This is a genomic window from Serratia bockelmannii (assembly GCF_051803255.1).
In the GTDB taxonomy this organism is placed as follows: domain Bacteria; phylum Pseudomonadota; class Gammaproteobacteria; order Enterobacterales; family Enterobacteriaceae; genus Serratia; species Serratia bockelmannii.
Genome location: NZ_CP196512.1, coordinates 3,696,233 through 3,715,704 on the forward strand (window position 1 = coordinate 3,696,233; position 19,472 = coordinate 3,715,704).

The following is a 19,472-nucleotide window of genomic DNA, read 5'->3' on the forward strand; positions in this document are numbered from 1 at the left end:
AGATGAATTCATCCGAATCGAGAGACATAAATAATGGCGCTTTTCACCGCACGAAATGGTCAAAAACCGGCCAATAATTAGCAAGAAAAGTAATTATTTATCTCACCGTTTATGTTACAAATGCCGCCCGCCGCTAAAACACCAAAAAAACCGTCAAAATGCGTGAAAACGCAGCGTTCTGCGCAAAACATCGGCATGGCGGCGCTGATGGGGCGGTCATACATAAAACAGGGATAACACATGGCAATGAAATTGCGCGTAGTGACTCAAGCGGTGGCGCTGGGTCTGGCGATCGGCAGCGCGTCGTTCGCCGCTCAGGCAGAAATCACTCTGCTGAAGCAAGATCCACAGGCCGGCGATCCGCTCAGCCGCCTGAACTTCACCGTTGGCGGCAGCATCCGTCCGCAGTTCAACAACATGACGGGCGACGGTGACAAGGGCTCGTATAAGCGTAACGGCTTCGATGGCGGCACCCGTTTCCGTTTCGCAGCGGACTACTACCTGTTCGACGATATCAGCTGGATCAGCTACTACGAGCTGGGTGTGAACATTCCGGCGCTGTTTGACTGGGATCACCACTATGCCGACGGCGCGAGAAACACCAGCCGCCGTATGCTGTATACCGGCCTGAAAAGCAACACCTGGGGCCAGATGACCTTCGGTCAGCAAAACAGCGTTTACTATGACGTGGTTGGCGCCAAGACCGATATCTGGGACTACGACATGCTGGCCCAGGCACCGGGCAACGGCATCAACGGCGACTACGACGGCTCTTACCGTTCACGCAAAATGCTGAAGTACAAGAACCGCTTCGGCGATGCGGACGTTTACGCCTCGTACCTGTTCAGCGACAGCGACTACCTGCCGGGCAATGGCCTGCGTTATAAGCGCAAAGGCGGCGGCTCACTGGGCGTGGATTACCACATTACACAGGATCTGACCTGGGGTACCGCCTGGAACTACACCCGCGCCGAAATGCGCAACCCGTCCACCAGCGGCAGCAAGAGTTATGACCAGAACATTTTCGGTACCGCCATCAGCTGGAAACCGGACAACTGGACGCTCACCTTCGGCGGCGGTTACTACAACGACTTCCTGACCACCAAGAAAGCCGACGTCAACAATTACTTCGCCGGCGATGCGTGGGGTATCGAATACCTGGCCGGTTATACCGTGCCGGTGGGCCAGTACGCGGTGAAATCGGTGATGCCGTACTTCATGGGCGACCGCCTGGAATACATCAGCGGCCGCAACTACCAGCGCATCGATAACGGCCTCGGGGTTACCGTACAGTTTGACTACGGTTTCCGCGTTGACGTAGAGCACGTGCTGACATCGAGCACCGACAACCTCGGCGATATGACCGTGGTCCGTCTGCGCTACGATTTCTGATTGCTCAGAACGTAAAAAAGGCCGCGCAAGCGGCCTTTTTCGTTGTTTGAAGCAGCGGTCAGAAGCCGCCGCGCGCCGAGCGCCCTACCGCTTCGCCCAGTTGCCATACCGCCATGGCGTAATGGGTGCTGTGGTTATAGCGGGTGATAGTGTAGAAGTTCGGCAGACCGTACCAATACTGGTAGCCGGTGCCGACGTCCAGCCGCAGCAGGCTGGCTTCCTGATTATCGCCGAGCGAACCCTGCGGGCTCAGGCCGGCTTCAGCCAGTGCGGCGACCGAGTAGCGGGTCTTGAAGCCGTTTTCCAACCCCGGCGCCTGGCCGTTGGCCTGAATGGCGACCGGCTCGCCCTTGGACCAGCCGTGCGCCTTGAAGTAATTGGCCACGCTGCCGATGGCATCGACCGGATCCCACAGGTTGATATGCCCATCGCCGTTGAAGTCAACCGCGTAGCTTTTGAAGGAAGAAGGCATGAACTGCCCATAGCCCATCGCGCCGGCGAAGGAGCCGCGCAGCTCGAGCGGATCGTCACCTTCGGTGCGCGACATCAGCAGGAAGGTTTCCAACTCACCGGCGAAGTAATCGGCGCGGCGCGGGTAGTTGAAGGCCAGCGTCGCCAGCGCGTCGATAATGCGGGTTTTACCCATTACGCGGCCCCAGCGGGTCTCCACGCCAATAATCCCCACGATGATCTCCGGCGGCACGCCGTACACCTGCCAGGCGCGCTGCAGCGCATCCTGATATTGATTCCAGAACACCACGCCGTTTTGCACGTTATCCGGGGTGATGAACTTGTTGCGGTAGCGCAGCCAGGAACCGTTCGGCCCGGTTGGCCCCTGAGTAGACGGCGTCGGCGCCTGTCTGTCCATCAGCCGCAGCACCGAGTCCAATCGCCGAGCCTGCGCCAGCACGTCGTGCAGCTGCTGCCGGTCAAACCCGTGTTCCTGCACCATCTTATCGATAAAGCGCGCGGTATTCGGGTTATTGGCGAAATCCCCTCCCAGCGGCGCGCCGCTGTGCGCCGGGCTCAGCAAAAAGCCGCCCTTTACCGGGGTGCTCTGCGGCGTAGCAGTGGTACTGGGTTTCGGCGTGCTGCTACAGGCAGCAAGCAAGGTAATCAGCGGTAAAAGCGCAACCAGGTGACGCATCGGATATCCATAGCCATGCAAGAGATAAGTGGGAGTTATGTTAATGCATTGTTCAACGCGAACAAACAGGATTATGCCGCCAATGACCGCGTCAGGTAGCCAAACGTGCCAAATTGTGACGTTTTGCTCGGTGAAAGGACGCCCTGTGCGGCCGCGTGGAATCTCAACCGCGACTAAATGAGAAAAATTATCACCTTGACGCCCCCGTTTACCCCGCTAGAATGCCCGGCTGCTTGCCATCCGGCCTCCGCCGGGCGGCCAATGATGACGACAACGGACTGTGATGGAATCTCTCGGACAACTCACCAAAGACCTTTACCGCGGGCGCATCTCGCGCAAACCCTTTGTTTTCTCGCTGGCGATCTTCGCCGTTGGCATCGTGCTGCTGTCGTTTCTGTCGACCTATCTGGATAAAAACCATTTTCGCGCCCATGCGCACGGCGACACCGAGGAATTCGTCTCGGTGCTGCTGTATCTGCTGTGCATCATGGTGTGGGCGCTGTTCTGTTTTGGCCTGGTGGCGTGGTTTATGGCCAAAACCGCGTTTCGCCTTAATGATATCGGCCTGCCCGGTTGGGTGCTGGCCGTCACATGCTACGTTTGCTCGGTGCTCAACAACTACTCCCCCGGCCCGGTGGCGCGCTGGCTGCCGCTGTTCAGTCTGGCCGTCATGATCTGCGCCCTACTGTTGCCGCCCGACGGGCTGCGTCGCAAGCCGCGTGAACATGCCGATTGAGCGCCATTCCGCTCAAGGCTATGGCTATCCGCCGGCCGCGCCGTCACAATAGCGCCTCATTCAGGTTTCAATCAGGGATTGCCATGTACAGCCACTACCCCGCCCATTACACCTTCGATAGCGACAGCGACGCCTGGCAGATCGGTTTCCACGACTTCCCCGAGTGGCAATCTGCCTGCTATAAACGCGAAGACATCGAGCTGGAAGCGCAGGAAAGCCTGCTGGCCGCCATCGCCGCCGCGATGGATGAAGGTCTGCCTCTGCCCGCCCCTTCTCCTGCGCAAACCGATGACTTGAAAGTACACCTGCCGGCGCTGGTGGCGCTGAAGATCGAACTGCACAATGCCATGCTACGCAAAAACACCGGCAAAGCGGCGCTGGCGCGCAAGCTGGGATTCAACGGCGGGCAAATGGAGCGGTTGCTGGATATCGGCTACGCCTCGAAGGTTGAAGCGCTGGAGCAGGCGTTGTATCTGCTGGGCTACGAAGTGCGCGTGACGATAAGCGAAGTTTGCCAATGAGTTAGCGCTAAGTTAGCGAAATATTCGTCAACAGGACTAAATTTTCCCCGTTTTGCGCCGATATGATGGCTACCTAATCACTTGTCGCAACAACGAAGGCTAAAAATGGAGTGGAGTCGCCGTCATATTTGGGCCGTTATTCTGCTGTCTTGTCTCGTTTTTTGGGTCATTTTGGCGACCGGCATCAACGCCGTCGCCTGAGCGCCCGCCGCTGCATTGTTTCATCCCCTATTTAACAGCCCGCCACGGCGGGCTAGTTCCTGTCGCCCGCCCATAAAAAGCGTTATAAAACAGCGCACCCTGTTCAAAAAATAGCCGAAAATTGTGATCAAAAACACAGTATTGAAATCAGACCAGTATTGAGAGTACATTAGCGCCGATCCTGTCGCGGTTCGGATTTTACCTCACGGAGCATGAGGCGCGACAACCGGACAGCCCGCGCTCGAGGACGTTGTTCTTTCGCTTGGAAGAATCCGCCCGACAAGCAGGCTGCCCATAAAATACTCAGCACAACAATCGGGATCATTGCTGGCGAGGACTCCAGACAGGAGTTGTTCAGTGAAATATTTTTTGATGGGCGTGTCATTCATGCTGGTTGCCTGGGTTGGCACCTTCATGTTGATGGTTGCCTGACGGTAGCCAGACCAGGAACACAGCCAAAGGGACGCGCAAGCGTCCCTTTGTCGTTTCTGTTAACGATCATTTGCCCGGCATCATGCGGCGCAAGGTGTCGTCCTTACGCAGGTAGTGATGAAACAGCGCCGCCAACGCATGTGCGCCAATGATAAAGTAGCCGATATTCGCCAGCGTCTCATGAACCGTTTTGACCAGCCTGCGCATCACCGGATCCGGCGTCACCCACTGCGGCATCGGCCAGCCCAGCAAAGACCACGATTTCCCGCCGTAGGCCAGGGTTAACATGCCCAGCAACGGCAACATCAGGAAGACCACGTACAGCAGCCAATGGAAGATCTTGGCGCCCACTTCCTGCCATTCCTCCAGCGGCGGCGTGGTCGGCGGCGCAGCGTGGAAAGCGCGCATGGCCAACCGAATCAGCATCAGGGCAAAAACCGATACCCCAAAATTAAAGTGCAGATTTTTGACCAGCGGCGCCCACGCCTCCGGCACTGAATCCTTCAGCAACATCGCCGCATAGGTGAGGATCACCATCAGCAAAGTCAGCCAATGTAAAACGATTTGCGATCGCGCGTAGCGGTTGCTCATACACTCTATCCAAAAAATAAAATTCAGCGTAGTTGAGCATAATGGGGAAATAATGAAGAAAACCTTGGGACGGAAAAAATAAGGCCGGGCGAACGCCCGGCCTGACAGGATTATTTGGCGCTGCCGGCTTTGCCCGGCTTCAGCAGCCCGTCCGCGCGGAACATCGCCTTGATGCCGCGCACCGCCTGGCGAATACGGTCCTGATTTTCGATCAGCGCGAAGCGCACATGGGTATCGCCATAGTCGCCGAAGCCGATGCCCGGCGAAACGCAAACCTTGGCTTCCGCCAACAGGCGTTTGGCGAACTCCAGCGAACCGAGATGGGCATAAGGTTCGGGAATTTTCGCCCAGACGTACATCGACGCCTTCGGGTTTTCCACCATCCAACCCGCCTCGTGCAGCCCTTTCACCAACACATTGCGGCGCTGCCGATACTGCTCGGCGATATCGCGCACGCACTGCTGATCGCCCTCCAGCGCGGCGATGGCCGCCACCTGCAGCGGCGTAAAGGTCCCGTAGTCGTGATAGCTCTTGATGCGCGCCAGCGCGCTGACCAATTCGGGATTGCCGACCATGAACCCGATGCGCCAGCCGGCCATATTGTAGCTTTTCGACAGGGTGAAGAACTCCACCGCGATGTCTTTTGCCCCCGGCACCTGCATGATCGACGGCGCTTTCCAGCCGTCATAGACGATATCGGCATAGGCCAGATCGTGGATCACCAGCACGTTGTACTGTTTGGCCAGCGCCACCACCCGCTCGAAGAAATCCAGCTCCACGCACTGCGCGGTCGGGTTGGACGGGAAGCCGAGGATCATCATTTTCGGGCGCGGAATGGTTTCCCGAATGGCGCGCTCCAGCTCACCGAAGAAATCCACACCGTCCACCAGCGGCACCGAGCGCACCTGGGCGCCGGCGATCACCGCGCCGTAAATGTGGATCGGGTAGCTGGGATTCGGCACCAGTACCGTATCGCCATGATCGAGGGTCGCCAGCATCAGGTGCGCCAGCCCCTCTTTCGAACCGATGGTGACGATGGCTTCGCTTTCCGGATCGATATCCACCTGATAACGATCGGCATACCAGCGCGAAATGGCGCGCCGCAGGCGCGGAATGCCGCGCGAGGTGGAATAACCGTGGGTGTCGTCGCGCTGGGCGACGGCGCACAGTTTTTCCACGATGTGCGGCGGCGTCGGGCCGTCGGGGTTCCCCATGCTGAAGTCGATAATATCCTCACCGCGACGGCGTGCGGCCATCTTCAGTTCGGCGGTGATGTTGAATACGTAAGGGGGAAGGCGTTCAATGCGCGTAAAACGGCGCTGTGGACTGTTATCAGCCATAGGGGATTCCTCGATAGACGTTAGCGCCCGGACCGTCCGAGCGACGCTGGCCAGCGAACTGACCGAATATCGAACATAGCGCAGCGCCGACGAGCTTGTCGATACCTGGCGCGATATTTTTATTTGCCGCCCTGAAACTCCGCCGCCAACAGCCCGAACAGCCAGTCATCGCACCACTGATCCGCCAGACGGTAGTTGTCGCGCAGCGTGCCTTCCAGCTGAAAACCGCACGACTCCAGCAGGCCACGCGAGGCGAGATTGCCCACGGTCACGGTGGCGGTCAATTTGTGAAAACCGCAGGCGTTCACCGCAAAATCCAGCACTGCCCGTAGCGACTCCTTGCCATAGCCCTTGCCCTGGCCGGAAGGCAAACTCCCGTATCCCACTTCCGCCTGCCGATACGGCGCCCAGTGCGGACGAAAGCCGGTAATGCCCACCGCCTCTCCGCTGTGCTTCTCACGCATCACCAGACACAACCACTGCTCGCCGTGTTTGTCCCAGGCCGGCAGCCGCTCTTCGAACCGAGCGCGGATCTCCGCTTCGCTGCGCGGATCGGAGATGTAACGGATCACCTCGGGATCTTGGTACAGGCGCAGAAACAGCGGCCAATCCTCGACGGTTATCGACAGTAAGTGCAGACGTTCAGTGACCAGCTTCATAAAATCTCCGAAAAACGAAAAAGAGGAACTTACGAATGAAAGATATCTCTTTATTTTCCCCGATTGGTTGCCGATAATCATTCACGTTAAAACCACAAAACCTTAACGTCTTGCCCGATTCCCTACAACTGCCCGCCGCCGTTATCCACGCGGCACCAGGAGAACACCATGGCCTCTTTAGTCATCGACGATATTCCGCAGACGATCGTTAACGTCAAGCGCCAGCTGCGCCAGGCATTGCCGAACTACCGCGACGTCTTTCTAGCGCTGGAAGAGAACATCCGCGGCCAGGTCGAACAGATCCGCCGCGAGCTGGCCGCCGGCCATAATCCGGTGCCGCAGATCGACGCAGAAGATATCCTGCAGCAGCGCGTCAGCGAGCAGCAAATAGCGCTGATCAAACAGCGCGGCGCCTGCGCCATTCGCGGCGTGTTCCCCCGCGCCAAGGCCGAAGGCTGGAACCGGGAAATCGGCGACTACCTTGAGCGCAACAACTTCGTCGAACGGTTGAAAAACGCCGCCGAAGACAACTATTTCGGCAAGTTGGCCGCCAGCAAGCCGCAGATTTACGGCATCTATTGGTCAAAACCGCAGGTTGAAGCGCGGCAGGATGCGCGCATGCATGCGGTGCAGGTGTTCCTCAACAGCCTGTGGGCCACCGAGAGCAACGGCAAACAGCATTTCGATCCGACCCGCGTCGCCACCTACGCCGATCGCACCCGCCGCCGCCCGCCGAACTCCTCGTCGCTGGGCCTGTCACCGCACGTCGACAGCGGCACCATTGAGCGCTGGCTGGACGAAAACTTCCGCTATGTATATCGCCACGTTTTCTCCGGCGACTGGCAGCAGTACGATCCCTTCGCCGCCGACGGCCGCACCGAGGTGCGCGAAATAGCCTCCCCGGCGGTCTGCTCGATGTTCCGCACCTTCCAGGGTTGGACGGCGCTGACGCCGCAGCGCACCAACGCCGGCACGCTGAACCTGGTGCCGATCGCCAACGCCATGGCCTATGTGTTGCTGCGCGCGCTGCAGGACGACGTCGCCGACGACGATCTGTGCGATGCGGCACCGGGCCGCGCGCTGTCGATCTCGGAAAAGTGGCATCCCCTTTTATTAAGTGGGATTTCCCCCATTCCCGATCTGGAGCCGGGCGACACGGTCTTTTGGCACTGCGATGTGATCCACGCGGTGGAGAACGAGCATAACGGCGAGTTCGACAGCAACGTGATGTACATCGCTGCCGCGCCGGGCTGCGAGAAAAACGACGCCTATCTGCAGCGCCAGCTGCCGAGCTTTATCGACGGCAGAACGCCGCCAGACTTCGCCCCTGACGACTTCGAGGTGGATTTCGACGGACGCGCCACCGTCGACCTGCTGACGCCACTGGGCAAAGCGCAGCTCGGCATGGGCTAATCCCCCGCCCGTGGCGCACGCCACGGGCCCCTTTCGCTGTGGTATACTGCCGCCATCCGTAAGCCGCAGCGAGAACCCGTCGTGCACCCTTTTTTTGAAATGCTGTTGGCGGTGTTTGATCGCGCCGCGCTGATGTTGATCTGTCTGTTTTTCCTGACCCGCACCCGGCTGTTCCGCCAACTGCTGCAAAAAGAAGACCATACGCCGCTCGAGCTCGGCATCGTCACGGCGATCTTCTCGCTGTTCGCGCTGTTCAGCACCTACTCCGGCATCAACGTCGAAGGATCGCTGGTTAACGTGCGCGTCATCGCCATCATGGCCGGCGGCATCCTGTTCGGCCCCTGGGTGGGGATCGTCACCGGCATCATCGCCGGCGTGCACCGTTATCTGATCGACATCGGCGGCATCACCTCGGTGCCTTGTCTTATCACCAGCATCATCGCCGGCATCAGCGCCGGTTACATCAACCTCAAGGTGAAAAAAGAGCAGCGCTGGCGTGCCGGCATCGTCGGCGGCATGCTGTGCGAATCCCTCACCATGCTGCTGATCGTGCTGTGGGCCAAGCCGACCGAGCTTGGGCTGGATATCGTGTCGCAGATCGCCCTGCCGATGATCCTCGGTACGGTGTGCATCGGCCTGATCGTGCTGCTGGTACAGAGCGTCGAGGATGAGAAAGAAGTGATCGCCGCGCGCCAGGCCAAACTGGCGCTGGATATCGCCCACAAGACGCTGCCCTATTTCCGCAACATCAACAGCGAATCGCTGGCCACCATCTGCGATATCATTCGCCAGGACATCCGCGCCGACGCGGTGGCGATCACCGATACCCACCAGGTGCTGGCCTACGTCGGCGTAGGGCGTGAAGCCTACCCGATCGGCCGCGAAGGGCTGAGCCGCGTCACCCGCGAAAGCATTCGCCACGGCAAAATCATCATCAAGAACAACCTGGAAAACCCGGCCGCGCCGCAGATCCATTCGCAGCTGGTGGTACCGCTGTGGGAAAAAGGCGAAGTGACCGGCGCGCTGAAAATCTACTACTGCCACGCCCACCAGATCACCAACACGCTGAAGGTGATGGCGGTCGGGCTGTCGCAGATCATCTCCACGCAGATGGAGGTTTCGCGCATCGAACACCTGCGCCAGATGGCGGATAAAGCCGAAATGCGCGCGCTGCAGAGCAAGATTAACCCGCACTTCCTGTTCAACGCGCTGAACGCCATCTCTTCCTCCATTCGCCTGAATCCGGACACCGCGCGCCAGCTGATCATCAACCTGTCGCGCTACCTGCGCTACAACCTGGAGCTGAACGATGAACTGATCGATATCCGCAAGGAGCTGCATCAGATCCAGGATTACATCGCCATCGAACAGGCGCGTTTCGGCGCCAAGCTGACGGTAATTTACGACATCGACGACGACGTCTCGGTGCGTATTCCGAGCCTGCTGATCCAACCGCTGGTGGAGAACGCCATCGTGCACGGCATCCAACCCTGCAAGGGGAAAGGGGTGGTGGTGATCGCGGTGAAAGATCAGGGCGACCGGGTGAAGATTTCGGTGAAGGATACCGGCCACGGCATCAACCAGGACACCATCGACCGGGTGGCGCGCAACGAAATGCCGGGCCACAATATCGGCCTGCTCAACGTACACCACCGCGTGTCGCTGCTGTACGGTGAAGGGCTGCATATCCGCCGCCTGGAGCCGGGCACCGAAATCGCGTTCTACATCAGCAAAAACGGCGGCAAGCTGCATCAGGAGCCGAGCGCGCCGCCGGTCGGGGAGGCCTCATGAAAGCCATCATCGTGGAAGACGAATTCCTCGCGCAGGAAGAACTCAGCTACCTGATCAAGAAACACAGCAATATCGAGATCGTCGCCACCTTCGAGGACGGCCTCGACGTCCTCAAATACCTGCAAACCCACCAGGTCGACGCCATTTTCCTCGACATCAACATCCCGTCGCTGGACGGCGTGCTGCTGGCGCAAAACATCAGCAAGTTCGCGCATCGCCCGTCGATCGTGTTCATCACCGCCTATAAAGAGCACGCGGTGGAAGCGTTCGAGATCGAAGCGTTCGACTATATCCTCAAGCCCTATCACGAGGCGCGCATCGTCACCATGCTGCAAAAGCTGGAGGCGCTGCATCATCGCCCCGCCGGCGCGACGGAGCCGGCCAGCGCGCCGAGCCGCGGCAGCCACAGCATCAACCTGATCAAAGACGAGCGGATCATCGTTACCGACATCAACGACATCTATTACGCCGCCGCCGATGAAAAGGTGACGCGGGTCTATACCCGCCGGGAAGAGTTCGTGATGCCGATGAACATCACCGAGTTTTACGGCCGGCTCCCGGAAGAACATTTCTTCCGCTGCCATCGCTCTTACTGCGTTAACCTGGCGAAGATCCGCGAGATCGTCCCCTGGTTCAACAATACCTACATTCTGCGGCTGAGCGATCTCGAGTTTGAAGTGCCGGTCAGCCGCAGCAAGGTGAAAGAGTTCCGCAAGCTGATGCGCCTGTAAGCGCTTACCAGCGCGGGCCCGGACGGTAGTAATACCCCGGCGGCGGCGGTGGCGGCATGCGGTAATGCGGCCGATCTCGCCAGTCGCGCCGCGGTGGCCCGTAGTAAATCACCCGTGGCGGCGGGCCGTAATAGTACCCGCGCGGGCGTTCATACCGGTGATGATCGGCCCACCAACGCGGATCGCGCCAGCGATAGCCGTCCCAGTAGTGGCCGCGATTATCGCGATCGCCGATATGCAACGACAGGCCCGGCACGTTCACGCCGATGGACACGTCGGCCTGGCTCGCCAGCGGCAGCGCCAGCAGCGCGGCCAGTAACAACAGCGTTTTTTTCATTTCATGGACTCCTGCAGAGCGGACCTCGTCCGATCGCAGATAACATAGTCCCGCGCTCATCGCCGCTCTATAGGCGCAATGCCGATTTACGCCTTTCAGACGCATCCTTCACAATTTCACCACAATCGTTCACCGCCGATTAACAATAAATCGTTGATATCTTTGATGTAGATCACGTGTCACCCCCGGCATTTCACGCGCTTTTCGGCGCAAAAACGGCAACTCACGCCGCATAACATGCATTTCATTCCTTCCGTCGTGCAACTCATTCCCGATCCGCCGCCCGCCGGGGGTGCCGGCCATATAATAAGCCCATACCGCGGGAACACAGATTCACCCCGCAAATTTCAGCCAACGGCTCACGCCCGGCAACGCACACACAGGAAGGAGACCGGCCATGAACACCAAACCGGCAAATCGCAGCTTAATCGTTCTCGGCACCATCATCTGTCAGATGGGTCTGGGCACCATCTACACCTGGAGCCTGTTCAACCAGCCGCTGGTCGACAAGTTCCACTGGGGGCTGGCAGACGTCGCCACCACCTTCTCCATCACCAGCTTCTTCCTGGCCTTCGCCACGCTGTTCGCCGGCAAGCTGCAAGAACGCTTCGGCATCCGCAATCTGACGCTGTGTTCCGGCATCCTGGTCGGCCTGGGTCTCATCGCCAGCGCCCACGTCAGCTCGCTTGACATGATTTACCTGCTGGCCGGCGTGGTGGTGGGCTTTGCGGTCGGTATCGCCTACATCTCCACCCTGTCCAACCTGATTAAGTGGTTCCCCGCCAACAAAGGCCTGATTTCCGGCATCTCCGTCGGCGCCTTCGGCAGCGGTAGCCTGCTGTTCAAATACGTCAACGCCTCCCTGATCGCCGACGTCGGCGTTTCCGGTGCCTTCTTCTACTGGGGTGCCATCGTGATGGGCCTGATCGTCGTCGGCTCCCTGCTGCTGAAAGAGCCGGTGCTGGCGACCAACGCCGCACAGCCAGGCGCCAACGGTCTGGGTAACGACTACAGCGTGCGTCAGATGCTGGCCACCAAAGAAGCCTACCTGCTGTTCACCATCTTCTTCGCTGCCTGCATGAGCGGTCTGTATCTGATTGGCATCGTGAAAGACATGGGCGTTCAACTGGCCGGGATGGACTTGGCCACCGCCGCCAACACAGTGTCCGCCGTCGCCATCTTCAACACCGCCGGCCGCATCATCCTGGGTACGCTGTCCGATAAAGTGGGCCGCATGCGCGTCATCAGCTTCACCATGCTGGTTACCGTGCTGGCGATTGTCGCCCTGAGCTTCATGACTCTGAACCACACGCTGTTCTTCATCTGCGTCGGCGCGGTGGCCTTCTGCTTCGGCGGCAACATCACCGTGTTCCCGGCGATTGTCGGCGACTTCTTCGGCCTGAAAAACCACAGCAAGAACTACGGCATCATCTACCAGGGCTTCGGCCTGGGCGCGCTGGCCGGTTCGTTCGTCGCCAAATACTTCGGCGGCTTCCACGCCACCTTTATGGTGATTGGCGTCCTGTCCGCCGCTTCTCTGCTGATTACGCTGTTCATCAAAGCGCCGAAGGCGGTGGCAGCGGAAACGGTAGAAACCGCCCAAACGGCGGAGCTGGCCAAAGCCTGATACCCCACGAAAAAGACAAGGGGCGCAATCTGCGGATTGCGCCCCTTGTCTTTTTCGTGCCGCCGCGTTGCTTACAGCTGCATGCCCAGCGTCTGGCGCAGATGCGCGCCGGCCCCCAGCAGGCCCGGTTGGCCATGGGTTATCATGAACACCGGAATGTCTCGCACATAGTCGCGGAAGCGCCCCTTGTCTTCGAAAGCGGCGCGGAAGCCCGAGGCCTTGAAGAATTCCATAAAGCGCGGCACGATGCCGCCGGCGATGTACACGCCGCCAAAGGTGCCCAGATTCAGCGCCAGGTTGCCGCCGAAGCGCCCCATGATCACGCAAAACAGCGACAGCGCACGGCGGCAGTCGATGCAGCTGTCGGCCAGCGCCCGCTCGGTAATGTCCTTCGGCTCCAGTTTCCCCGGCAGGCGGTTGTCCGCCTTGACGATGGCGCGATACAGGTTGACCAGGCCCGGCCCGGACAGCACGCGCTCGGCGGAAACGTGCCCCACTTCACCGCGCAGCACCTCCAGAATAATGTCTTCTTCTTCGCTGTTCGGTGCGAAATCGACATGGCCGCCCTCGCCCGGCAGGCTGACCCAGCGGCGATCGACCTGCACCAGGTGGGCAACACCCAGCCCGGTGCCGGCGCCGTACACCGCGATCGGTTTGCCCGGCTGCGCATCGCCGCCGCCAAACTGCAGCACGTCGTCCGGCGAGAGCATCGGGATCGCCATCGAGACGGCGGTGAAATCGTTGATCACTTCCAGATGACTCAACCCCAGGTTGGCCTTCATTTCTTTGATAGAGAACGCCCAGCTGTGGTTGGTCATCGCGACCCAGTCTTCCGTCACCGGGCAGGCGATCGCGATACAGGCGTCCTGCACCTCGATATCGCACGCTTTCAGGTAGTGGCGGATCACCGCCTCCAGACTGTCGAACTCCAGGCCGGAATAGGTTTTCGCCTGGGTAATTTCACCCGTCGCAACAGTGCACAACGCCAGGCGGGCATTGGTGCCGCCAACATCACCCACGAGGGCATAGGTCATTGATTTCGTCTCCGCAAAATGAAAAATAAAAAGCTGCCCACACTGTAAAATCCTGCTGCGAAAACAACAATCACCCGCCTCGGATCTGCGCCCCAATAGCGATCCGGATCACAAAAAACGTTTCAGCTTGCCCGTGATGCCGCGATTTGAAACAAATTGCGGCAAAAAACGCGCCGCCGCGACTGTTAACCGTCATCGACGCCGGGCAATATCAATGCGTGCCTGCTCGCCGATAGTCTGGCAAGCTGTGGCCACTGCCCAACCACCCGCTCTCCCTGCCCTGCATGGAGGCATCGACAAGGGATTATCCATGCTGCATCCGCGCGCCAATGCCATGTTGGCCTTTGCTTTGCCTGCGCTGATTATCGGTTCCGCCTCCAGTCTGGTGCTGCTATTGATGATGAAAGTCGCCGCTACGCTGCAGCAATGGCTGTGGGTGACGCTGCCCGACGCGCTGAGCCTGGACGCCCAGGCACCCTGGTGGCCGCTCGGCATGCTGACGCTGACCGGCGTGGCGGTCGGCCTGATCGTGCGCTACATGCCGGGCCACGCCGGGCCGGATCCGGCGACGGAATCGCTGATCGGCATGCCGCTGCCGCTCTCCGCCCTGCCGGGGCTGGGATTGGCGCTGATCGTCGGCCTGGCCGGCGGCGTCAGCCTGGGGCCGGAAAACCCGATCACCGCCATCAATATCGCGCTGGTGGCGACGGCGGGGGCGCGCCTGCTGCCGAAGGTGCCGCGCATGGACTGGATCATCCTGGCGGCCGCGGGCACCATCGGCGCGATGTTCGGCACGCCGGTCGCCGCCGCACTGATCTTCTCGCAAACCCTGGCGGGCAATAACGAAACGCCGCTGTGGGATCGGCTGTTCGCCCCGCTGGTGGCCGCCGCCGCCGGCGCGGTCACCACCCAGATGTTCTTCGTACCCAATTTCGCCCTGCAGCTCGACGCCTACGACGTAACGCGACTGCCGGACATCTTCAGCGGCGCCATCGTGGCGCTGATCGCCATCGCGCTAGGCATGGTGGCGCTGTGGTGCTTCCCACACGTTCACCGCCTGTTCCATTCGATGAAGAATCCGGTGTTGATGTTAGGACTGGGGGGCTTTGTGCTGGGCCTGCTGGCGCTGGTGGGCGGAGAGATTACCCTGTTCAAAGGGCTGGATGAAATGAAGCGCCTCGCGGCAGACGGCAACTATTCGGTGCCGGCGCTGTTGACCGTTACCCTGACCAAGCTGGCGGCGCTGGTGATCGCCGCCGCCAGCGGCTTTCGCGGCGGGCGCATCTTCCCAGCGGTGTTCGTCGGGGTGGCGCTGGGGCTGATGCTGCACCAGCACGTTCCGGCGGTGCCGGCGGCGATCACCGTCTCCTGCGCCATTATGGGGCTGGTGCTGGTGGTCACGCGCGACGGCTGGCTCAGCCTGTTCATGGCCGTGGCGGTGGTGCCGGATCTGCACCTGCTGCCCGTCTTATGCATCGTGATGCTGCCCGCCTGGCTGACGCTGGCAGGCAAACCGCTGATGCTGGTGAACCGCCGGCAACCGCCGCACGACGATTAGTCCAGCGCGAACGCGGCGGCGGCGCGGGCGTGGATCGCGGTGGTGTCGAACACCGGCACCGACGCATCCCGCTCGCTCACCAGCAACCCTATCTCGGTGCAGCCGAAAATAATCCCCTGCGCGCCCTGTTGCTCCAGGTCGCTGATGATCCGGCGATACTCATCGCGCGAGGCATCGCGAATGTTACCGAGGCACAGCTCGTCATAGATGATGCGGTGCACGATGTCACGATCGGCGCTGACCGGCGTCACCACATCAATGCCGTGCAATTCCTGCAGGCGGCCGCGGTAGAAGGTCTGCTCCATGGTAAAACGCGTGCCCAGCAGCCCGACGCGGTGAATGTTTTTTTCCCGCACCTGCAGCGCCGTGGCGTCGGCGATGTGAATCAGCGGCAGGCCGCTGGCCTGCTCGACCGCCTCCGCCACCTTGTGCATGGTGTTGGTGCAGATCACGATGGCTTCGGCGCCGGCGGCGCGCAAAGCCACGGCGGCCTCGGCCAGCAGCCGGCCGGCACCATCCCAATCGCCCTGATGCTGCAAGCGTTCAATTTCCTGAAAATCGACGCTGTAGAGCACGATTTTGGCCGAATGCAGCCCGCCGAGGCGCGCCTTTACCTGCTCGTTGATGGTGCGGTAATACGGAATGGTGGATTCCCAACTCATGCCGCCCAGCAGACCCAACACTTTCATCCTTCGTTCCTCAGCATTTCCGACGATCCTCTGACCTTACCTGAGAATCGCCGGGCTGACGACGCCTTATTTGGCGCCGGAATTGATCGGCTGGCGCGCTTCGAACCAGCGCTGGCGCAGCGTGTCGTACAGCCAGTTATAGGCCATGGTGTACGGCAGGAAGAACAGGAAGAAACCGATTTCCAGCATAAACGCCTGCGCCCAGGAGATACTCAGCATCCAGGCGGCGATCGGCACGCCGATCAGGATAAAACCGGCTTCAAAGCCGACGGCGTGCAGCGCGCGCACCTTCAGGTTACGCACCACCCGGCTGGCCGGCCACAGGCGGTCGAACACCGTGTTGTAAACCATGTTCCACAGCATCGCGACGGTGGAGAGCATCACCGCCAACGCACCGACCTGCACCATTGAGCGGTTCAACAACCACGCGCCCAGCGGGGCGCAAACCATCACGGCGATGGCCTCGAAACCGACGGCGTGGACGATACGTTCAATGAGAGACTTGTTTTGCAGTTGCATACATCACCTTTTTTTCAACAGTTGTTGCGAAAGCCAGGTGATTATCATCGTTTTTTTGGGTAGATTAAAAATAGGTTCCATCGATAAAGTAGATACATATGCACTATTCACCGGAAGCGTTACAGGCGTTCGTGGAAGCCGCCGCCCTCGGCTCATTTTCCGCCGCCGCGCGCAAGCTGCGTAAAAGCCAATCCACCGTCAGCACCGCCATCGCCAATCTGGAGGCCGACCTGGCATTGACGCTGTTCGATCGCAGCGCGCGCCAGCCGGTGCTCACCGCCGCCGGCCGCAAAGTGCTGGGGCATGTACAGGCGATCCTCGCGGCCAGCGAACGGCTCGACGCCCTGAGCATTCAACTGGCGGGCGAGGTTGAACCGCGCCTGAGCATGGTGTTTTCCGATACCTACCAGCCCAAACATCACGATCGGTTGATGCAACTGTTCGAACAGCGCTACCCGGAAATTGAGCTGGAATGGATGATCGCCGAGGAAGGCGACGTTATCGATCTGCTGCAAAGCGGCCGCGCGCATTTGGGCATGGTGGAAGTGCAAAAAAGTTATCCGCCGGATATCGCCTTCTCCCGGCTGCCTGAGCAGACCGAAATGGGGCTGTTCGTCGCCCATCAGCATCCGCTGGCGCAGGTCGCCGCGCCGACGCCGGAGCAGTTGTCGAGCACCCGCCAGCTGATCCTGAATACCTACACCGGCGCCGAAGCGGCCAGACAGGGTGGCCTGGTCTGGTCGGCGCCCAGCTATCTGCTGTTGCTGGAGATGGCGGAACAAGGATTCGGTTGGGCGGTGTTGCCGCACTGGCTGGTGCAGCAATACGGCCACGGCAGGCTCACCCAGCTGCGGCCGCGCGGCTGGCCAAAACTGATTTCGGTGGATGCGGTATGGTCCAAACTGACCCCGCCGGGCCCGGCGGGGTTCTGGATGCTGGAGCGCCTGCTGGGCGATACCCTGCCTTAAGCGGCGGCGTTGCGTGCCTGAATGGCGCGTGAGACGGTATCGAGCAGTTCCGGCATGTCCATCTTCGGCAGCATCACTTCAATAAAGGCCAGCCGATCATCGTCCGCTACCTCGCGCAGCGCCTGGCGCAATCCGTCCGGATCGCTAACCCGCAACGCCTTCACCGGCCGCTCACCGGCCAGCGCCGGCGGCAACTGCGTCCAGTTCCAGTGCGCGATGTCGTTATAACTTTGCTCCGGCCCGTGGATCGCACGCTCGATCGTGTAGCCCTGATTATTCAGCACGAAGATCACCGGCTTAAGCCCGTCGCGCAGCATCGATCCCAATTCCTGTACGGTCAGCTGCGCGGCGCCGTCGCCGATCAGCAATACTGCCCGCCGCTGCGGTTCGGCGATCTGTACGCCAAACGTCGCCGGCAGGGTATAGCCTATCGATCCCCAGAGCGCCTGCACGATCAGGCGGCAGCCACGCGGCAACGTCAGCGCCGCCGCGCCGAAACAGGCGGTGCCCTGATCGGCCAGCACGATATCCCCGGGCCGCAGGAAATCCTGTATCTGCCGCCAGAAGGCGTGCTGAACCAGCCCTTCCCCATCGGCTTCCGGCAGCGTTGGGCGGACGATCGGCGGCAACGGCCAGCGTGACGCCAGAGACAGGCTCAGGCGGTGCAGCGCCTGCACCGCCTCGCGCATTGGAATGCGGCTAAAGCGCTGCCGCCCAACCCAGGCTTCGAACGGCTGAATATCGATGCATTTTTCCACCGGCAAATGATGCGTGAAACCGGCAGTGATGGTGTCGGTCAAACGCACGCCGACGTTGATCACCACATCGGCGTTTTCGATAAGCTGTTTCACCGCCGGATCGCTGGCGCCGCCGCAGTAAGTCCCGACAAATCCGGCTCGGTTCTCATCCAGCACGCCTTTGCCGAGCAGCAGCGTAGCATGCGGAATGTCGACCTCCTGCATCCACTCGTCCAGCGCCGCTTCGGCGCCGAAGCGATCGGCCAGGAAGTCCGCCAGCAGCGATACCCGCCGCGCCGACAGCAGCTTTTCGCGCGCTGCGGCGATAAATGCCTGCAATGCGCTGCGCGACAGTCTGGCCTGACGCAACATCAACGGCGCCGGTTTGGCCGACAGCGGCGCTTGTGCGACGTCGCTGGGCAACATCAGGTAAACCGGGCGATGTTCCAGCAAGGCGACGCCCATCAGGCGGTCTATCTCCACGGCGGCGTTATCGGCGGTCAGGTTAGCCTGTGCGACGGTCACCTCTTTGGCTATCCGGGCGAAGTGGGTAAAGTCGCCATCCCCCAATGAATGGTGCAGCAAATCACCGGCGCGCTGGGCTCGCTGCGCCGGCGTGCCGACCACGTGGATCACCGGCAGGTATTCGGCGTAGCTGCCGGCCACCCCGTTCAACGCGCTTAGCTCGCCGACGCCAAACGTGGTGAGCAGCGCGGCCGCCGGTTTGCAGCGCGCGTAGCCATCGGCGGCGTAGGCGGCGTTCAATTCGTTGGCGCAGCCTACCCAGGTGATTTGCGGATGAGCGAGAACATGATCAAGAAATTGCAGGTTGTAATCCCCCGGCACGCCGAAGAAATGACGGATGCCGATTTGGGCCAGACGATCGAGAAGATAATCGGCCACCGTATAGGTCTGAGTCATGATCATCACCTGTCTGCAGCTGGAGCGATTATCTTAATTATCGAAGATGCCGTTCAAATTTCGAACAAACGCTCCGGCATCGAACGGCAACCTGGCGTTACATGCCGGCGCTGTGATCGCTCCCCCGG

19 protein-coding genes are annotated in these 19,472 nt (G+C 60.4%); 10 read left to right on the plus strand and 9 right to left on the minus strand.

The genetic code is table 11. The annotated features are described in order from the left end of the window. Positions 1-240 precede the first annotated feature (240 nt). Positions 241-1,392 carry a porin gene (locus tag ACSJLU_RS17625; protein ID WP_025303743.1) on the plus strand — a complete coding sequence of 384 codons (1,152 nt, stop codon included), beginning with the start codon at positions 241-243 and terminating at the stop codon, positions 1,390-1,392. Positions 1,393-1,450: 58 nt separating this feature from the next. On the opposite strand, the gene mltB is transcribed toward ACSJLU_RS17625, so the two are convergent. After that, the gene (gene mltB / locus ACSJLU_RS17630; RefSeq protein ID WP_049203736.1) at positions 1,451-2,539 is read right to left on the minus strand and encodes a lytic murein transglycosylase B; all 1,089 of its coding nucleotides are present in this window, start codon (positions 2,537-2,539) and stop codon (positions 1,451-1,453) included. A 283-nt stretch (positions 2,540-2,822) separates the two neighbouring features. Between mltB and ACSJLU_RS17635 the strand changes: the two genes are divergently transcribed. The 3 genes from ACSJLU_RS17635 to ypdK all read left to right on the plus strand — a co-directional run bounded on the left by ACSJLU_RS17635 (position 2,823) and on the right by ypdK (position 4,429). After that, positions 2,823-3,275, plus strand: coding sequence for a DUF805 domain-containing protein (locus ACSJLU_RS17635; protein ID WP_043140239.1), 453 nt, complete (start codon positions 2,823-2,825; stop codon positions 3,273-3,275). Between the two features lie 83 nt (positions 3,276-3,358). Next, complete coding sequence (locus ACSJLU_RS17640; RefSeq protein ID WP_025303746.1) at positions 3,359-3,796, plus strand: antitoxin HicB; 438 nt, start codon at positions 3,359-3,361, stop codon at positions 3,794-3,796. A gap of 558 nt (positions 3,797-4,354) precedes the next feature. Beyond that, positions 4,355-4,429, plus strand: a complete 75-nt coding sequence (gene ypdK / locus ACSJLU_RS17645) for a membrane protein YpdK (RefSeq protein ID WP_099782600.1) — start codon at positions 4,355-4,357, stop codon at positions 4,427-4,429. A 66-nt stretch (positions 4,430-4,495) separates the two neighbouring features. On the opposite strand, the gene ACSJLU_RS17650 is transcribed toward ypdK, so the two are convergent. The 3 genes from ACSJLU_RS17650 to ACSJLU_RS17660 form a co-directional block, all read right to left on the minus strand. Continuing rightward, on the minus strand, positions 4,496-5,020 hold the full coding sequence (locus tag ACSJLU_RS17650) for a cytochrome b (protein ID WP_043140246.1): 525 nt from the start codon (positions 5,018-5,020) through the stop codon (positions 4,496-4,498). Positions 5,021-5,130: 110 nt separating this feature from the next. Continuing rightward, positions 5,131-6,360, minus strand: coding sequence for an alanine transaminase (gene alaC / locus ACSJLU_RS17655; protein ID WP_016926818.1), 1,230 nt, complete (start codon positions 6,358-6,360; stop codon positions 5,131-5,133). 119 nt (positions 6,361-6,479) lie between these two features. Beyond that, entirely contained in the window at positions 6,480-7,019 is a 540-nt protein-coding gene (locus ACSJLU_RS17660) for a GNAT family N-acetyltransferase (RefSeq protein WP_049207371.1), read from the minus strand. A 168-nt stretch (positions 7,020-7,187) separates the two neighbouring features. Here ACSJLU_RS17660 and ACSJLU_RS17665 point away from each other — a divergent pair, with 168 nt between their 5' ends. The 3 genes from ACSJLU_RS17665 to ACSJLU_RS17675 all read left to right on the plus strand — a co-directional run bounded on the left by ACSJLU_RS17665 (position 7,188) and on the right by ACSJLU_RS17675 (position 10,954). After that, entirely contained in the window at positions 7,188-8,432 is a 1,245-nt protein-coding gene (locus ACSJLU_RS17665) for a DUF1479 domain-containing protein (protein ID WP_049203742.1), read from the plus strand. A gap of 99 nt (positions 8,433-8,531) precedes the next feature. Further along, entirely contained in the window at positions 8,532-10,223 is a 1,692-nt protein-coding gene (locus tag ACSJLU_RS17670; RefSeq protein ID WP_141999285.1) for a sensor histidine kinase, read from the plus strand. Beyond that, positions 10,220-10,954 (plus strand): LytR/AlgR family response regulator transcription factor, encoded by a 735-nt coding sequence (locus ACSJLU_RS17675; protein WP_141998612.1) that lies wholly within the window; start codon positions 10,220-10,222, stop codon positions 10,952-10,954. The genes ACSJLU_RS17670 and ACSJLU_RS17675 overlap by 4 nt, the downstream gene beginning before the upstream one ends. 4 nt (positions 10,955-10,958) lie before the next feature. Here ACSJLU_RS17675 and ACSJLU_RS17680 read toward each other — a convergent pair whose 3' ends face one another. Beyond that, on the minus strand, positions 10,959-11,291 hold the full coding sequence (locus ACSJLU_RS17680; RefSeq protein ID WP_025303752.1) for a DUF2502 domain-containing protein: 333 nt from the start codon (positions 11,289-11,291) through the stop codon (positions 10,959-10,961). Between the two features lie 397 nt (positions 11,292-11,688). Between ACSJLU_RS17680 and ACSJLU_RS17685 the strand changes: the two genes are divergently transcribed. After that, a complete protein-coding gene (locus ACSJLU_RS17685; RefSeq protein WP_342096466.1) occupies positions 11,689-12,918 on the plus strand; it encodes an L-lactate MFS transporter in 1,230 nt (409 codons plus the stop codon). Between the two features lie 71 nt (positions 12,919-12,989). Here the strand turns inward: ACSJLU_RS17685 and glk are convergent, their stop codons facing one another. Then, entirely contained in the window at positions 12,990-13,952 is a 963-nt protein-coding gene (gene glk, locus ACSJLU_RS17690; RefSeq protein ID WP_342096467.1) for a glucokinase, read from the minus strand. A gap of 310 nt (positions 13,953-14,262) precedes the next feature. Between glk and ACSJLU_RS17695 the strand changes: the two genes are divergently transcribed. Beyond that, positions 14,263-15,510 carry an ion channel protein gene (locus tag ACSJLU_RS17695; protein ID WP_313257484.1) on the plus strand — a complete coding sequence of 416 codons (1,248 nt, stop codon included), beginning with the start codon at positions 14,263-14,265 and terminating at the stop codon, positions 15,508-15,510. Here ACSJLU_RS17695 and ACSJLU_RS17700 read toward each other — a convergent pair. Both ACSJLU_RS17700 and ACSJLU_RS17705 read right to left on the minus strand, forming a co-directional pair. After that, positions 15,507-16,199 carry an aspartate/glutamate racemase family protein gene (locus tag ACSJLU_RS17700; RefSeq protein ID WP_261464638.1) on the minus strand — a complete coding sequence of 231 codons (693 nt, stop codon included), beginning with the start codon at positions 16,197-16,199 and terminating at the stop codon, positions 15,507-15,509. The genes ACSJLU_RS17695 and ACSJLU_RS17700 overlap by 4 nt on opposite strands. Before the next feature lie 66 nt (positions 16,200-16,265). Beyond that, positions 16,266-16,718 (minus strand): multidrug/biocide efflux PACE transporter, encoded by a 453-nt coding sequence (locus ACSJLU_RS17705; RefSeq protein WP_049300106.1) that lies wholly within the window; start codon positions 16,716-16,718, stop codon positions 16,266-16,268. 98 nt (positions 16,719-16,816) lie between these two features. Here ACSJLU_RS17705 and ACSJLU_RS17710 point away from each other — a divergent pair, with 98 nt between their 5' ends. Further along, positions 16,817-17,686, plus strand: coding sequence for a LysR family transcriptional regulator (locus ACSJLU_RS17710; protein ID WP_016926808.1), 870 nt, complete (start codon positions 16,817-16,819; stop codon positions 17,684-17,686). On the opposite strand, the gene ACSJLU_RS17715 is transcribed toward ACSJLU_RS17710, so the two are convergent. After that, positions 17,683-19,344, minus strand: coding sequence for an alpha-keto acid decarboxylase family protein (locus tag ACSJLU_RS17715; RefSeq protein ID WP_141967449.1), 1,662 nt, complete (start codon positions 19,342-19,344; stop codon positions 17,683-17,685). The two genes, ACSJLU_RS17710 and ACSJLU_RS17715, sit on opposite strands and share 4 nt — an antisense overlap. Positions 19,345-19,472 lie beyond the last annotated feature (128 nt).

Bases quoted from the DNA above. Each gene is read 5' to 3' on its own strand.
- ACSJLU_RS17625 (WP_025303743.1), top strand. From the start codon at position 241: ATGGCAATGAAATTGCGCGTAGTGACTCAAGCGGTGGCGCTGGGTCTG.
- mltB (WP_049203736.1), bottom strand. From the start codon at position 2,539: ATGCGTCACCTGGTTGCGCTTTTACCGCTGATTACCTTGCTTGCTGCC.
- ACSJLU_RS17635 (WP_043140239.1), top strand. From the start codon at position 2,823: ATGGAATCTCTCGGACAACTCACCAAAGACCTTTACCGCGGGCGCATC.
- ACSJLU_RS17640 (WP_025303746.1), top strand. From the start codon at position 3,359: ATGTACAGCCACTACCCCGCCCATTACACCTTCGATAGCGACAGCGAC.
- ACSJLU_RS17650 (WP_043140246.1), bottom strand. From the start codon at position 5,020: ATGAGCAACCGCTACGCGCGATCGCAAATCGTTTTACATTGGCTGACT.
- alaC (WP_016926818.1), bottom strand. From the start codon at position 6,360: ATGGCTGATAACAGTCCACAGCGCCGTTTTACGCGCATTGAACGCCTT.
- ACSJLU_RS17660 (WP_049207371.1), bottom strand. From the start codon at position 7,019: ATGAAGCTGGTCACTGAACGTCTGCACTTACTGTCGATAACCGTCGAG.
- ACSJLU_RS17665 (WP_049203742.1), top strand. From the start codon at position 7,188: ATGGCCTCTTTAGTCATCGACGATATTCCGCAGACGATCGTTAACGTC.
- ACSJLU_RS17670 (WP_141999285.1), top strand. From the start codon at position 8,532: ATGCTGTTGGCGGTGTTTGATCGCGCCGCGCTGATGTTGATCTGTCTG.
- ACSJLU_RS17675 (WP_141998612.1), top strand. From the start codon at position 10,220: ATGAAAGCCATCATCGTGGAAGACGAATTCCTCGCGCAGGAAGAACTC.
- ACSJLU_RS17680 (WP_025303752.1), bottom strand. From the start codon at position 11,291: ATGAAAAAAACGCTGTTGTTACTGGCCGCGCTGCTGGCGCTGCCGCTG.
- ACSJLU_RS17685 (WP_342096466.1), top strand. From the start codon at position 11,689: ATGAACACCAAACCGGCAAATCGCAGCTTAATCGTTCTCGGCACCATC.
- glk (WP_342096467.1), bottom strand. From the start codon at position 13,952: ATGACCTATGCCCTCGTGGGTGATGTTGGCGGCACCAATGCCCGCCTG.
- ACSJLU_RS17695 (WP_313257484.1), top strand. From the start codon at position 14,263: ATGCTGCATCCGCGCGCCAATGCCATGTTGGCCTTTGCTTTGCCTGCG.
- ACSJLU_RS17700 (WP_261464638.1), bottom strand. From the start codon at position 16,199: ATGAAAGTGTTGGGTCTGCTGGGCGGCATGAGTTGGGAATCCACCATT.
- ACSJLU_RS17705 (WP_049300106.1), bottom strand. From the start codon at position 16,718: ATGCAACTGCAAAACAAGTCTCTCATTGAACGTATCGTCCACGCCGTC.
- ACSJLU_RS17710 (WP_016926808.1), top strand. From the start codon at position 16,817: ATGCACTATTCACCGGAAGCGTTACAGGCGTTCGTGGAAGCCGCCGCC.
- ACSJLU_RS17715 (WP_141967449.1), bottom strand. From the start codon at position 19,344: ATGACTCAGACCTATACGGTGGCCGATTATCTTCTCGATCGTCTGGCC.